Genomic DNA, 13,680 nt, shown 5'->3' on the forward strand with positions numbered 1-13,680 from the left:
GAATTATCCTCGGAGTATCAGGCGGCTTTAAGGGGTAAAAAATTCCGTGCGTATTGCTTCAGGCGATCGTGAATACGTGCGAGTTCCGGCCCGTCTTCCAGCCTGGGGGCACAATAGCGTGGAGGCTGTTTGGAAGTCTGCGGGTATAGATCATCGTATTCGCTAGCGTTGTGGAACATCCCGCGTGAGTTATCGTCCAGAAAGCTTTCTGATGGTGCTCCCTCTGCGAGCAAGACGTCATGGCTTTCAAGCTCGATATGGATGTAGCGGATCTCTGAGGGTTTCTCGATCTGAAGAATAGAAAGGTCGTTGACCAGATGAAGAGCCGGAATGAGGCGTCCGTCGATGAGCATCGCGTGCAGCGGGGAAACCATTAGATCCCGACGTGGCAGTCCGTCGCCAAGAGAACCCGCACGAAACAGAATAGGCAGGATATCCCGGTTTCCATAGGCAAAAATCGGATCATAGGCCCGCCGTCCGATCCAGCGGATTGGATGATGCTTTCCCGAGGCAGTGAGAACGATGTCGCCAATAGAAAGCTGTTCGACAGGCCGCTCTCCCTGTGGTGTCGCGATCAGGGTTCCGGGGCAATAGCAGGGCGTGCCGACAATCAGATCCAGTCCGTTTCCCGAAGGTGCAGTCTGGAAATAATAAGGAGAGGAAAAATCGTCTGCCACCCCAATGCTGTGCAGAACCTGGCCGCCAGACATGATTTCCAGAGTAGAGCCACTGAAGGGGCTGACGCTTCCGCCATTATGGACCAAAACGCCACTGACTGTAGATGCTGTATTTCCCAGGTCGGTAAAGCTGATTGTCGTCTGAGCGTTATTCTTGAAAATTCCCGTTAGATTAGCGTTGTGATCCAGAATGATCGTTCCGCCATTGCCTGTAACGTTTGTAGCATTTTGGTCTGCGCTGACGGATAGGACGCCCTTAACGCCTACCGTGACGTCCGAGAGTGTGCCGGATTTCTGAAGAACTGCGCCGCTTCCTATAGTGATATGGTCAGCGCTTCCTCCAGACAGGATCAGGGTTCCGCTTGCTGGTTGCTGACTGGAGCTTGTTATACCTACCGTTGCTGTGTGAAGTGTTCCACCATCGGAGACGATCTGTGTTGCTGCATACTGAGCATACTGAATCGTCATAAGGCCCCCGGAGGTCAGCCAGCCGCCACTAATATTGACGTTGTAGGAGATACCCCCGTTTTCGATAATGGACGTCGCTAATGGGCCAAGCGTTGTATTACTGGCGAATGCTCCAGATTGAATGGTTTGGGTGGACGATTCAAAAACGAAGTGCTGCTCGCTGATCATACCCCCGCCGCCTGGAAAACTTGTCCCGGAGATTATGGTGTTGAGTGCACCTGCAGAATTTTCGATAATCTGCGAGCCGGGAACGCCCGTATAGTGAGGGAGCGCTGACCAGTCTGGAGAGACGGGCGTGGAACTTGCTATGATTTTCGCGCCATCTACGACAGTCCCGCTTGTGACGACCTGTGAGGTAGTGGAAGTCGAGCCTCCCGACACAATCGTGTATGTTTGTCCTGTCTGGGGGGATGTATAAGTGGACGAAGTTGCCATGAACGATGTCACCCGAAAAATGTAGAGAATCCATGGCAATATCCGTTCCTGTTTCAGGATATGGTATTTGCAGAATTCTTACTTGTATTTCTGATTCCCCCTCGATTGGAGGGATGAAAGGAATGTAATAATTTAATACGGGTTTTTTGAATGGGAGTGTCGGTAATAATTCGTTAATTTAACTGCTTTTTAGCAATTAAATGATGAATTTTTTCATGGATGAAGGCTTTTTACTTCAGCTTTCGGAAGGGCTGAATAATTCTACCAGATCAGTGAGATGCCCGATTTCCCGTAGCTTGAGACCGGCTGGCGGTTTGACCCGTGCCGAGGCAGAAGATACTCGCCTTGGGAGAATGGCTTCTCCAAATCCCAGTTTTGCAACTTCCTTGAGTCTCAGATCAGCCTGACTGACCTGCCTGATCTCACCTGAGAGACCGACCTCGCCGAAATACGCGGCTGTTGAAGATGTTGGGTGGCCTGTCGCTGCGGAGATCAGGGCTGCGGCAACGGCCATGTCTGCGGCAGGCTCATTGACTCTTAACCCACCAGCCACGTTCAGATGGACGTCCATATTGGCGAGTTTCAAACCGCATCTCGCATCCAGCACGGCCAGCAGCATGTTCAGGCGAGAGGTATCCCATCCGACAACGGCGCGACGTGGTGCCCCGTCGCCAGCTTTTGGGGATAGCAGGGCCTGAACTTCCAGAAGAACGGGGCGTGTGCCTTCAAGGCCGGCAAACACAGCCGATCCAGCAATGTTGCCGCGTCTCTCGGCGAGGAACAGGGCGGAAGGATTAGGTACCTCCGTCAGCCCCGTATCAGTCATGGCAAAGACGCCGATTTCATCGGTTGCGCCAAAGCGGTTTTTGGCTGCACGCAGGATGCGGAACTGATGACCGCGATCACCTTCAAAATACATGACAGCATCAACCATGTGTTCCAGCACACGTGGCCCTGCCAGAGACCCTTCCTTCGTGACGTGACCGATCAGAATCAGGGCGAAGCCAAGCGTTTTGGCCAGACGGATGAGTTCAAAAGCACTCGCCCGGACCTGCGCTACGGACCCTGGAGAGCTTTCTACGCTTTCCAGCCACATGGTCTGAATGGAATCAATGACCACGACAGTATGGGACCGATCGTTTTCCAGCGATCCCACGATGTCTCCGACATTGATGGAAGCAGCCAGATCCAAGGAATCCAGTGTCTTGCTGTCCCGGTCCAGCTCCAGTCTCTGCGCGCGAATGCGGATCTGATCGACGGATTCTTCGCCCGAGACATACAGAACCTTGTGACCACTCCGAGCCAGCGCACAGGTTGTCTGGAGCATCAGGGTGGATTTACCAATACCCGGATCACCGCCAACCAGAACAACGGACGCAGGCACAAGACCGCCGCCAAGAACGCGATCCAGCTCTGCAATGCTTGTCGTGATGCGTGGGGGCGGCTTGGCCTCGCCATCAAGGCGAACGGTCTGCAGGCGTCCGCTGCTCAGCTTGCCCGTTTTGCGGGCTGTAGGTTCAGACGTTTCCTCAACCAGCGTGTTCCATTCCCCGCACGCTTCGCATTTGCCCACCCATTTGGAATAGACAGCCCCACAGGACTGGCAGACAAAGCGTGCGGTTGGTTTCTTGGCCAAGGGAATCTCTCTTCACATGGACTCTGGGTGCTCCCGATATAGGGAGCGTTCCCGTTATGATCCAGTCAGAGAAGGCGTTAATCGTCTGTCCGGATGATGATGCGGGCCATGATGCGGGCAGCCGTCACGATCATAAGCAGGATGAGCGCCTGAATAAGGATATTCTGGCTTTTGGGCGGGTGCATAAACAGAATGAACACCATCGGCAGCGCGATGAGATATGTCAGACCAAGACGCTGCCAAACTCTGCGAGATATGGGAGGGCGTCGGAACGGCTTCATTTGCGAAGTTCCATGGTGATCGGACCTTCCCGGCGTCCATGCGTGAACTGGTCCACCATTGCATTGCCTGAGTGCATCAGGTCTGCGGCCAGCCCCTGCCAGACCAGTTTACCCTGGTAAAGCATGGCAGCCTGATTGCCGATCCGCTGCGCTGAAGCCATGTCATGCGTGATGGCGATCGCCGTTGAGCCCAGCTTCTGAACACAATCCACGATAAGTCCGTCAATGACGGCCCCCATGATGGGATCAAGGCCTGTAGTCGGTTCATCGAAGAACAGGATGTTGGGCTGTCCGGCAATGGCGCGAGCCAGCCCGACGCGCTTTTGCATGCCGCCCGACAGTTCAGAAGGGCTGAGCTGCCCAACGGAGGGGTCCAATCCAACCTGCTGGAGGATTCCGCCTGCCAGTTCACGCGCCTTGGATCGGGACGGAACTGGGCCGTCACGGTCTGAGTGCTTGGCCCGAAGCCCGAATGCAATGTTGTCCGCAACGTCCATGCTGTCGAACAGGGCGGCGTTCTGGAACAGCATGCCAATCTGTCGCCGCAGGACTTCCTGCCGCCCGCGTGGGGCAGTGAGAACGTTCTCGCCGTCAATTTCGATAGTGCCAGCATCGGGCTCGATCAGGCCAAGGATACACCGCAAAAGAACAGATTTTCCTGAGCCGGAGCCGCCAATGATGACCATGGAGGTGCCGGTCTCGACATCAAGGTCGATCCCGTCGAGCACGACCTTGGAGCCGAACGCCTTCGAAAGGCCGCGGATGCAGATTTTGGGTGTGCTCATTGGGAGAAGAACAGATCTGTGAGGAGGTAATCAAACAGCAGAAGCAGAATGGAGGCGCCCACGACGGCCGCTGTGGTGGCTGAACCCACACCTTCCGCACCGCCGCGGCTGTTATAACCGTGGTAGCAACCCAGAAGAGCAATGAGGAAGCCGAAAGCCGCTGCTTTAACCAAGCCGACCACTACGTCCATGGTCTTCAGCGAATCCAGCGTGGCCGTGATGTAGGTGGATGGTGAAAAACCTAGTTTTGCGACCGATACGGTGAAACCGCCAAGAACACCCAGAACGTCCGCCACGATGACGAGACAGGGCAGGGCGATGGTTCCCGCCAGAAGACGTGGCGTCACCAGATATTTCATCGGGTTAGTCGATAGTGTCGTCAGGGCATCGATCTGATCGGTGACGCGCATGGTGCCGATCTGGGCAGACATTGCAGCACCGACACGCCCGGCAACCATCAGTCCTGCCAGAACCGGCCCCAGTTCGCGGGTGACAGCCAGAACCACAATCCCGGCGATGGCGCTCTGGACGTGATACTGCCCGAACCCGACATAGGACTGCAAAGCGATGACGGCTCCGGAGAACAGGGCTGTCAGGGCCACAACCGGAAGGGAGAAGAACCCCGTTTCGATCAGCGTGGACAGGAAGATGCGCCAGTAGAACGGTGGCCGCACGAGATGCGACAGCCCTTCCAGCGCAAACATGGCGAGAGCACCCGACTGGCGGACGAGTCCGAGGACGGCACGGCCAAGGGCCGCTATGGGATCAAGAACGGCATTCACCCTTCAGCCCCTACCCTGCGCGCCCGGCTACGTCAAAGTCTGTCTTGCTCAGGCGGAGCGTTCCAGGTCCCGGAACTGGCGCTCCAGCGCAAAATCCGGGGAGGTTACGAACTGTTCCATGCGGGCCAACCTGGGTTCCATACGGGCTAGGCGGTCGTTCAGGCGCACCAGATTATGGTTTGAACTGAAAGATGTCGTCTCCGGGGCTTGGCGTTGCTTATGACGCGCGCTCTGATCCCGGGCTGTGTGAATAACCTCTTCATACAGATCGACAGCACGGCGTGTGTAATAGACATGTGGCGCATCGCCTGAGGATGATTGTCCTCCCGTGCGACGGTCAGCCATTCGTGTTTCCCAATTTCGTGTGAAAGCAGAAAGGCCTTCAGCAATATCGGTCCAGAGAGCACCAAAAAAGGATTGCCCAGTCCGTTTGCGATAACGCTTGGCGTGACGCAGGACTAGCCAGACGCAGACCACGATCAGAACAAGACGAAGGCCGCCCAGATGGTGGCCGTTGCTATGTTTGCCGAAAGAGCCAAGAGCCTCCCAGCCTTGCTGCGTGCCGGAATCGAAATTCACGGACTGACCGAGGCTGGCCAGAATGTCTTTTGCGATGGCCTGCCCGTCCACTGGCGCGGCTGCGCCGACGTGAACTCCCGGGCTGGTCGTGTGAACCGTCAGGTCTCCGGAGCCATAATGACCGCGGGATAATGTTCCTGAAACACTATCGACCAGAACGTTCCCAGAGCCATAAAGTGACAGGCTGGCTGAGATGGCACTGACATGTGCTGTAATATCGGACGAACCGAGATCCCGAATGGAGAGGTTCTCTACTGAGCCACTCCTGAGCAGCATGTTTCCTGATGATGTCGCGGACAGCTCAACACGAGGTGCTGTTACCAGCCCGACAAGCAGGTCTCCGCTTGAGAAATTGAGAACGTGTACATCGCCTGTCACCGTAGCAATGGAAACATTGCCGGATCCGGTCATCCGCAGATCCACACCCGTTGCGCTGTTGACGCGTACGTCACCGCTTCCGGACAAGCCGCTGAGATGGCCGGATGGCCCTGTGACAGTGATGTCGGTCTTGTTGCCGCGGAGATGGATATTCGTCCCGGCTGGAACCTGAATTGTCGAGCTGGCTTCGGTGCTGCAGGACGGGTCACTCAGAGCAAGTTTGAGTGTCTTGTCCTCGGCGGCTGTCAGGTTGCCATTGCCCTGAAGAACCTTCGCTGTATCACCCTCAACAATATGAAGGTCTGTCAGGCAGGTCGGTGCCAGTTCCAGCGTAGCTCCCGTGACGGAGCTTACACGTTCTGGACTTGCAAACGCTGGGGGCGCCGGGGGAGCAGGAATGGCAGGGGCTGCGTCCTGAGAGAGGGCCGGGCTGATCGTTCCTGTAGCAAGCAGGAGGCCGAGGATGCTCCCTGCAAAACGTACCAGATCGTGGGATATCTTCATCATCAGCCTCCCTGTTTTGGTGTATCGCCTTGAGGCGGCATGACTGGAGCTGTTGGCGTCGAAGGAGCAGGCGGCGGTGCCACAGTGTCCGGAAGGGGAGTCTGCGGCAGCTTCTGAGGAGTTTCCGACGGCGTCGTGGGGACATTGACTGAGGGTGTCTGCTGTGTCGGGGTGGGGGTACTTGGTACGACGGCAGCCGGGGGTGATGCGGCGACAACAGGAGGTTGAACGGCTTCCTGTTCCTGCTGAGCCGGTTTCTGAGGCACTGGTGCCGGTGTCGGTGGCGCGGATGTTGATGGAGCCGGAACAGAAGGCTGGCTGATCTGCGGAGACGTTTCTGTTGAGGCTGGCGGCTGAGGAGCCGGCACCGAAGCTTTGGGAACGGGCGGAGGAGCGACTGGTAGCGTCGTCGTAACTGGTGGTGCGGCCGGTGCCACGACAGTCGGCGGCGGAGCCACTGCCGCCGGGGTTCCGACATTTACCGCGCCACTGCCAGACCGAACGATCGGGCCGGAGACGCGCTCAATATTGACGGCGCCTGTGCCGTTGGCTGTCACCGTTGCAACGGAAGCGTTGCCATGAACGGTGGCGGTCGCATTGTCTGACGTCACGATCGTCAGGGCTTCGATACTACCCTGCGAAACCATGAAAGAGGCGTCGTTCGACAGTTGTGCAGATAGAGCGGTCAGCTGTGCAGAGTCGGCGATCAGCGTTGATGTGCCGGAAGCCACGATCTGGGCCGCCCGTTCGAGAGAGCCGATATGCACACTGGAGGCACCATGCATGCTCAGATCAAGGGACTGCGTATTCTCGATATCCATTGTCGCGGAGTCGAGGCTGGCATCAAGGGACGCCAGTTTTCCTTTGATGATGAAATGTGTGTCATGGCTGTCATGGATTGAGACGCCAGTATAAGGCGACACACTGATCGTGACCTTACCATTGGGCGCGCAACTTTTCGTGGCGATGGAGATGCGGCTGTCTGACTCTTCCTTGCCGCTGCGCATCGTTACCTGCGTTGCATTGCTGCTGTCTAAAGTAGCGCCGTCTTTCATGCCTGGGTCTACGACGATCCGCACCTGACCTGTGCAGGGAATCGCCATATCCAGATCAGATCCGGACATGGTGACGCGCGCGGCCTGAGCCGGGTAGGCAGAAACTGCTCCTGTCAGCATGGACAGCAGCAGCATGCGCAGGGCGGTGCGGGATGTCATCGTGAACTCCTAGCTCTCCAGCCCGGGATATCCTCGTCGAGGATGCGTTCGAGCTGGTCGATCCTTTCTTCCAGACGCGTAGCATGGGCCTCGGCCTGTGTCAGGGCAGCCTGCAGATGTGGGTCTGCGATGCCTTGATTGGGAAGGTTGCCCGTCCGGGCACGCAACAGGCGCGGGCCTAGGACGAGCGCCGGGATAAAGCCAAAAAGCAGGACAAGAGCGACGATATCCTCATTCATGACTCAGACTTTCTTGCAGCAGTCATCAGGCTTCGCGCTTCTTTTCTGCAATCCGGCGTTTCAGGGTCTCGAATTCATCTTCTACTGCTGCATCCGTTTCCAGAGCGGCCAACTCTTCGTGCAGGGAGGGGCGACCAGACCGACGTCCCAGATCATAGGCCTCGGCTTTGCCTTCCAGTTCATCCAGAGCGCGCTCGACCTGTTCGAAACGGTTCAGCGTGTCGTCAATGCGGGTATCGTAGAGCTTTTCACGTGTCTTGAGGCGCCCTTCTGCCGTGCGGGCACGCATGGTCAGGGTTTTCTCACGGGATTTCGCATCCGCCAGTTTAGCCTGAAGTTTGGTGATGTCGTCGTTTTGCTGCTCAAGACCTTCCGTGACCTGCGCAATCTGGCGTTCAAGCCCTTCGCGGGACTGTTCGACCGTGTGACGTGCTGAGAGCGCCGCCTTGGCCAGATCGTCCCGGTTGCGTTCGATGGCCAGTGTGGCTTTGCGGTGCCATTCGTCTTCTTCGTGCATCATGGTGCGCACGCGACGTTCAAGCTGTTTGCGCTCGGCGATGGTGCGGACGGCCTGACTGCGCACTTCAACGAGCGTGTCTTCCATCTCCTGAATGACAAGGCGGATCATCTTCTGCGGATCTTCTGCCGTGGCGAGAATCGCATTGAGATTGGAGTTCACGATATCGGCGAGCCGAGAAAAAATACCCATGACGCTTTCCTTCCTGAGAACTGGATTAGAGCACAATGACCTGTCTTGTCAGTGGGCTCGTTTTGGGGATGTTATGGTTGTGACAATCTGAAGTGGCGAACGAGGCTCAGAAATGGCGAGATCCACCCAAGCGGACGAGGTTCCGACACCCATCGGGCGGGCTCCGGCATTTCTGGCGATGCTGGACCAGATCTCCCGTCTTGCTCCCCTGAAGCGCCCCGTTCTGGTGATCGGAGAGCGCGGGACTGGCAAGGAGCTGGTGGCCGCCCGCCTTGCTCTCCTGTCGGATCGTTGGGACGCGCCTTTGGTCAAGCTGAACTGCGCGGCTCTTCCGGAGGCGCTGTTGGACAGCGAACTGTTCGGACATGAGGCTGGCGCGTTTACGGGTGCGCAGAAGCGGCGTTTGTCCCGGTTCGAGCGTGCGGACGGCGGAACGCTGTTTTTGGATGAAATTGGCACGGCCTCCATTGCCGTTCAGGAAAAACTGCTCCGCGTTATCGAGTACGGCAGCTTCGAACGCGTTGGCGGAAGTGAGACGATCCGCGTTGATGTGCGCTTGATTGGTGCGACCAACGCTGATCTTCCGGCCATGGCGCGGGACGGAACATTCCGTCCGGACCTGCTCGACCGACTGGCATTCGATGTGGTCAATGTCCCGCCTCTGCGAGCCCGGCAGGACGATATTCCCCTGCTGGCCGACCATTTTGCGACGCGGATGAGCGCGGAACTTGGCCGAAAGCTCTTTGCGGGATTCTCCCAGAAGGCTGTGCAGCGGCTGATTGACTACGCTTGGCCCGGCAACGTCCGTGAGCTTCGGAATGTGGTGGAGCGCAGCGTGTATCGTATGGATCAGCCTGAGCGCCGTCTGGATGAGATTGTGCTTGATCCGTTCGTCACGCCTGACTGGAGTAGCGTTATGGCTCCAGCCTCGACTGGGGAAGGTCATGTTCAGGGAGACATTCCCCAAACCTTCCCGCTGGATTTTGCTGAGACAGTCAAAGGTCATGAACGTGCGTTGCTGGAAGCGGCCCTCAAGGAGGCGCAGTTTAGCCAGCGGCAGGCCGCAGATCTTCTGGGGCTGACCTATTATCAGTTCCGTCACCACCTGCGGCTGCACGGTCTGGCCGACAAGGAAGCGCGGAAGGCCCTGACCAAAAAAGGATGAACGCAGTTTCATACCTGGGTTCATGCATGAAGTGTGCCAGATTTTGTGGTGTGGGAATTTTCAGGAATGACACCGTTTGTGGGGTGAGTCGTTTGCGGGAAATTTGACCATTAATTGGTAAATCAGGCCAAAAATTCTGCCGCACTTCAATCGATGAGAAATACTCAATTAAACCATTTAATATGGTTATACAAAATAAAATAGTTGAATAATAGGTGAAGCGCGCCTATGTCTCCTTCACGTCGTGATTCTGGCGCGTGTGAACAGGGATATGGGTGCAGTAAATGCCTCTCTCACAATCCGAACTTCAACATCTTTTGGATACGCCGGAGAGTCACGCACTTGAGGAGGCGCTCGTGAGCCTGAAAGGCCGCGTCGCTGTTATTTCCTCATTTGGAGCTGAGTCGGCCATTCTTCTGGATGAGATTGCCCGGATAGACCCGTCTGTGCCGGTTTTCTTTCTGGATACGCGGCGCCATTTCCCGGAAACGCTCTCTTATCGTGATGAGCTTTCCGATGCGCTCGGCCTTCAGGACGTCCGGACTATTTCTCCCTTGGCTCGGGAACTTGAGAACAGAGATCCACAGGATCAGCTCGCGGCATTCGATCCGGATGCCTGCTGCGCCCTGCGTAAAGTGGAACCTTTGGAACTGGTGCTTCCGGAATTTGACGTCTGGCTGACCGGGCGCAAGCGCAGTCAGGCCTCAACACGGGCGGCTCTTCCCATTGTGGAACCACAGCCGGATGGCACCGTGAAGCTCAACCCGCTTGCTGGATGGGGCATGGAGAAAATCGAAGCAGAGATGCGTCGTCGGAACCTGCCGCGGCATCCTCTGGTTTCAAAAGGATACACTTCGATTGGCTGTGCGCCTTGCACACGGCCGGTTGGAGACGGAGAAGACGGGCGGGCAGGTCGTTGGGCCGGTCTGACCAAGACAGAATGCGGCATTCATCGGCCGGCATGAACATGGAGCGGACAATGACGCGGACACAAACCCTGGCGGAACCGCGCGTCATGGATGATCTTGACCAGCTCGAAGCTCAGAGCATTTTCATCCTGCGTGAAGCCTATCGGAAACTGAAGCCCCTCTCGCTGCTGTGGTCCCTCGGGAAAGACAGCAACGTCATGGTCTGGCTGGCGCGCAAGGCGTTCATGGGGCGCGTGCCGTTCCCGGTCATGCATGTGGATACCGAGAAGAAATTCCCGGAAATGTATGCCTTTCGGGATGAGTACACCAAGAAGTGGGATCTGGATCTCCTTCTGGGATACTGCCCACCGGTCGAAGAAATCGATCCGTCCCTGCCGCCCGCTGCACGTTCTGCAGCGCGCAAGACGGCGGGTCTGGCGGCTATGATCGACAAGCACAAGCTGCGTGGCGTGATTGCTGGTATTCGCCGTGATGAGCAGGCCACACGTGCCAAGGAGCGCGTGTTCAGCCCGCGTGGCGCCGGTCATCGCTGGGATGTCCGCAATCAGCCGCCGGAATTCTGGGACCAGTATGCCACGCCGTATGAAGATGGCATGCATATTCGCGTCCACCCGTTGCTGGCTTGGCGGGAAATCGACATCTGGCGGTACATCGAACGCGAAGGCATCCCCCTCGTGGATCTGTATTTTGCCAAGGACGGTAAGCGATATCGCTCTCTGGGTGATCAGGACATCACAAGCCCGATCGAGAGCAATGCCACGACCGTAGCCGAAGTGATTGCCGAGCTGGAAAGCAGCAAGACATCCGAGCGCGCCGGGCGTGCCATGGATCATGAATCAGAAGACGCATTCGAGCGTCTGCGCGTGGCGGGGTATCTGTAAGATGGGTGACATTATCGCAACCCAGGAACTCTCTGGGGCGTATCGCGCGGCCGCCACGCCGATCGTGATCGTCGGGCATGTCGATCACGGTAAATCCACTCTGATTGGACGTTTGCTCTACGATACTGACAGCCTTCAGGACGGCAAGCTGGCGCAGATCGTTGAGAGCAGCCGCAAGCGTGGTCTGGCGGTGGAGTGGAGCTTCCTGCTCGATTCCCTTCAGATCGAGCGCGATCAGGGCGTGACGGTTGATTCCACGCGTATTCCGTTCCGTCTGGGCTCCCGTGAGTTCGTGATTGTGGATGCGCCGGGCCATCGCCAGTTCCTGCGCAACATGATTACGGGTGCTGCCGATGCGGAAGCTGCCGTTCTGGTGGTGGATGCTCAGGAGGGTGCGCAGGAGCAGACGCGGCGTCATGCCATGCTACTGCGTCTGATCGGGATCCGGCACGTCATTGTGCTGCTGAACAAGTCCGACGTTCTGGGCTTTGATGAGTCGAAGATCGTTCAGGCCGAGTCTGATGTCCGCCAGCTTCTTGGTCGTCTGGAAATCGAAGTGGAAGCCGTTGTTCCGGCGTCTGCGCGTGATGGTGACAATATTGCCAGCCGTTCCGAGCGGTCTGCCTGGTACAAGGGGCCGACGCTGATTGAGGCTCTGGCCAATGTGCCGCCGCCGACGTCCCGTCTGTCTCTGCCGTTCAGGATGCCGGTGCAGGACGTTTATCGCTTTGATGGTGCGCGTTATGTCGCCGGCCGGATCGAGCGTGGTACTGTCCGTGCGGGCGATCGTCTGGCAATTGGTGCCCAGGGCCAGATTGCAACGGTTGCAGAAGTCTGCCGCTGGCATGCGCCGGAACTGCCGGTTGCTGGTGCGGGTGAATCCATTGCGCTGCGCCTGGAGCCGGATCTGGTGCCGGATCGTGGGGACCTGCTATTCCCTGCAGATGATAAAGCGTCAGCCCCGGCGCGTTCTGCCCGTATTCGCACGCGTCTGTTCTGGCTGCGGGGTGAGCCTCTTCGTGTTGGGGAAAGCTTCACGCTTCGTCTGACAACAGCAGAGCATGATGTGACGGTGGCGTCCATTGATGCGGTTGTCGATCTGGATGACCTGACATTGCGTCAGGGCGATGAGGTCCCGCCGGACGGATTTGCTGAAATCACGCTCGCTGCTTCTCACGCCGTGTTGTTTGACCCGTTCTCTCCGGGAATGGGCGACGGTCGCGGCGTTCTGGTCGATCGTCATCAGCGGATTGTTGGCGGCGCACCGCTGATTGGTCCTGCTGAACTCGAAGATGGTGTTCATGCGATCCACCCGACGGCCAGCCGTATTTCTGCTGTCCAGCAGGCTCAGACGCGTGGTCATAAAAGTGGCGTGTTCTGGCTGACGGGCCTCCCGGGCTCCGGCAAAAGCACTGTGGCTCGTGCGGCAGAAGTGTCTCTGGCGGGACAGGGCGTGAAAGCCACCGTTCTGGATGGAGATACGTTACGGGCCGGACTGTGCAGCGATCTGGGTTTCTCGCCGGAAGACCGTCGCGAGAATATTCGTCGTGCAGCGCATGTCGCAAAAATTCTGTCTGAGAGCGGCCAGGCCGTGGTTGTCGCGCTGGTCTCGCCCCTTCAGGCAGACCGTGATCTGGCGCGCCAGATTGTGGGTGAGGGCTTCCACGAGATTTTTGTGGATACACCTCTGGAAACCTGCGAACAGCGTGACCCCAAAGGGCTCTACGCTGCAGCGCGCTCGGGAAAAATTCCAGAGTTCACGGGTGTTTCAGCGCCTTACGAAGCTCCCTTGTCTCCTGAGCTGCGGCTGGGAGCTGACCGGACGGAGGCTGAGACTGTTAGTGAGTTGACGGGCTTTGTGCTCCGGGTTGTTCAGCCCTGATTGCAGGCTAATTAAAGTGACTTCAGAAACGGCGGGCTTTGTCCCGCCGTTTTTTGTTTCAAGCCTTTTTCACTATGCGCGTGTCGTCGCATTTTGATCCGGCCGTGCTGTCTGTCAGCGAAAGAGGCGGGGCGCT

At 57.4% G+C, this 13,680-nt stretch carries 13 protein-coding genes; 4 read left to right on the top strand and 9 right to left on the bottom strand.

From position 1 onward, the window contains the following. Positions 1-17: 17 nt before the first annotated feature. The 9 genes from KP702_RS04760 to pspA all read right to left on the bottom strand — a co-directional run bounded on the left by KP702_RS04760 (position 18) and on the right by pspA (position 8,687). A complete protein-coding gene (locus tag KP702_RS04760) occupies positions 18-1,580 on the bottom strand; it encodes a Hint domain-containing protein (RefSeq protein ID WP_215768590.1) in 1,563 nt (520 codons plus the stop codon). A gap of 235 nt (positions 1,581-1,815) precedes the next feature. Beyond that, entirely contained in the window at positions 1,816-3,216 is a 1,401-nt protein-coding gene (radA, locus tag KP702_RS04765; protein WP_215749752.1) for a DNA repair protein RadA, read from the bottom strand. A 77-nt stretch (positions 3,217-3,293) separates the two neighbouring features. Then, positions 3,294-3,497 carry a hypothetical protein gene (locus KP702_RS04770; protein ID WP_064275240.1) on the bottom strand — a complete coding sequence of 68 codons (204 nt, stop codon included), beginning with the start codon at positions 3,495-3,497 and terminating at the stop codon, positions 3,294-3,296. Continuing rightward, positions 3,494-4,282: an ABC transporter ATP-binding protein gene (locus KP702_RS04775; RefSeq protein ID WP_215768591.1), complete on the bottom strand. Its 789-nt coding sequence runs from the start codon at positions 4,280-4,282 to the stop codon at positions 3,494-3,496. Before KP702_RS04775 ends, KP702_RS04770 begins: the two co-directional genes overlap by 4 nt. Continuing rightward, positions 4,279-5,064, bottom strand: a complete 786-nt coding sequence (locus tag KP702_RS04780) for an ABC transporter permease (RefSeq protein ID WP_046900490.1) — start codon at positions 5,062-5,064, stop codon at positions 4,279-4,281. Before KP702_RS04780 ends, KP702_RS04775 begins: the two co-directional genes overlap by 4 nt. A gap of 48 nt (positions 5,065-5,112) precedes the next feature. Beyond that, a complete protein-coding gene (locus tag KP702_RS04785; protein WP_252348555.1) occupies positions 5,113-6,528 on the bottom strand; it encodes a GIN domain-containing protein in 1,416 nt (471 codons plus the stop codon). After that, the gene (locus tag KP702_RS04790; protein WP_237389877.1) at positions 6,528-7,739 is read right to left on the bottom strand and encodes a hypothetical protein; all 1,212 of its coding nucleotides are present in this window, start codon (positions 7,737-7,739) and stop codon (positions 6,528-6,530) included. The genes KP702_RS04785 and KP702_RS04790 overlap by 1 nt, the downstream gene beginning before the upstream one ends. Next, on the bottom strand, positions 7,736-7,978 hold the full coding sequence (gene pspB / locus KP702_RS04795; RefSeq protein WP_143412284.1) for an envelope stress response membrane protein PspB: 243 nt from the start codon (positions 7,976-7,978) through the stop codon (positions 7,736-7,738). Before pspB ends, KP702_RS04790 begins: the two co-directional genes overlap by 4 nt. A gap of 25 nt (positions 7,979-8,003) precedes the next feature. Next, entirely contained in the window at positions 8,004-8,687 is a 684-nt protein-coding gene (pspA, locus tag KP702_RS04800; protein ID WP_046900493.1) for a phage shock protein PspA, read from the bottom strand. A 112-nt stretch (positions 8,688-8,799) separates the two neighbouring features. Here pspA and pspF point away from each other — a divergent pair, with 112 nt between their 5' ends. The 4 genes from pspF to cysC all read left to right on the top strand — a co-directional run bounded on the left by pspF (position 8,800) and on the right by cysC (position 13,544). Beyond that, positions 8,800-9,852 carry a phage shock protein operon transcriptional activator gene (pspF, locus tag KP702_RS04805; protein WP_215768592.1) on the top strand — a complete coding sequence of 351 codons (1,053 nt, stop codon included), beginning with the start codon at positions 8,800-8,802 and terminating at the stop codon, positions 9,850-9,852. Between the two features lie 284 nt (positions 9,853-10,136). Then, on the top strand, positions 10,137-10,817 hold the full coding sequence (locus KP702_RS04810; RefSeq protein ID WP_064275243.1) for a phosphoadenylyl-sulfate reductase: 681 nt from the start codon (positions 10,137-10,139) through the stop codon (positions 10,815-10,817). Between the two features lie 50 nt (positions 10,818-10,867). Further along, positions 10,868-11,662 (top strand): sulfate adenylyltransferase subunit CysD, encoded by a 795-nt coding sequence (cysD, locus tag KP702_RS04815; protein ID WP_064275312.1) that lies wholly within the window; start codon positions 10,868-10,870, stop codon positions 11,660-11,662. A 1-nt stretch (position 11,663) separates the two neighbouring features. Continuing rightward, positions 11,664-13,544 (top strand): adenylyl-sulfate kinase, encoded by a 1,881-nt coding sequence (gene cysC, locus KP702_RS04820; RefSeq protein ID WP_215768593.1) that lies wholly within the window; start codon positions 11,664-11,666, stop codon positions 13,542-13,544. Positions 13,545-13,680 lie beyond the last annotated feature (136 nt).

The organism is Gluconobacter sp. P5B12 (genome assembly GCF_018812035.1).
Lineage (GTDB): Bacteria > Pseudomonadota > Alphaproteobacteria > Acetobacterales > Acetobacteraceae > Gluconobacter.

Coding starts and splice junctions, on each gene's coding strand:
- pspB (WP_143412284.1), bottom strand. CDS start 7,978: ATGAATGAGGATATCGTCGCTCTTGTCCTGCTTTTTGGCTTTATCCCG.
- KP702_RS04760 (WP_215768590.1), bottom strand. CDS start 1,580: ATGGCAACTTCGTCCACTTATACATCCCCCCAGACAGGACAAACATAC.
- pspF (WP_215768592.1), top strand. CDS start 8,800: ATGGCGAGATCCACCCAAGCGGACGAGGTTCCGACACCCATCGGGCGG.
- pspA (WP_046900493.1), bottom strand. CDS start 8,687: ATGGGTATTTTTTCTCGGCTCGCCGATATCGTGAACTCCAATCTCAAT.
- cysC (WP_215768593.1), top strand. CDS start 11,664: ATGGGTGACATTATCGCAACCCAGGAACTCTCTGGGGCGTATCGCGCG.
- KP702_RS04775 (WP_215768591.1), bottom strand. CDS start 4,282: ATGAGCACACCCAAAATCTGCATCCGCGGCCTTTCGAAGGCGTTCGGC.
- KP702_RS04770 (WP_064275240.1), bottom strand. CDS start 3,497: ATGAAGCCGTTCCGACGCCCTCCCATATCTCGCAGAGTTTGGCAGCGT.
- KP702_RS04810 (WP_064275243.1), top strand. CDS start 10,137: ATGCCTCTCTCACAATCCGAACTTCAACATCTTTTGGATACGCCGGAG.
- cysD (WP_064275312.1), top strand. CDS start 10,868: ATGGATGATCTTGACCAGCTCGAAGCTCAGAGCATTTTCATCCTGCGT.
- KP702_RS04790 (WP_237389877.1), bottom strand. CDS start 7,739: ATGACATCCCGCACCGCCCTGCGCATGCTGCTGCTGTCCATGCTGACA.
- KP702_RS04785 (WP_252348555.1), bottom strand. CDS start 6,528: ATGATGAAGATATCCCACGATCTGGTACGTTTTGCAGGGAGCATCCTC.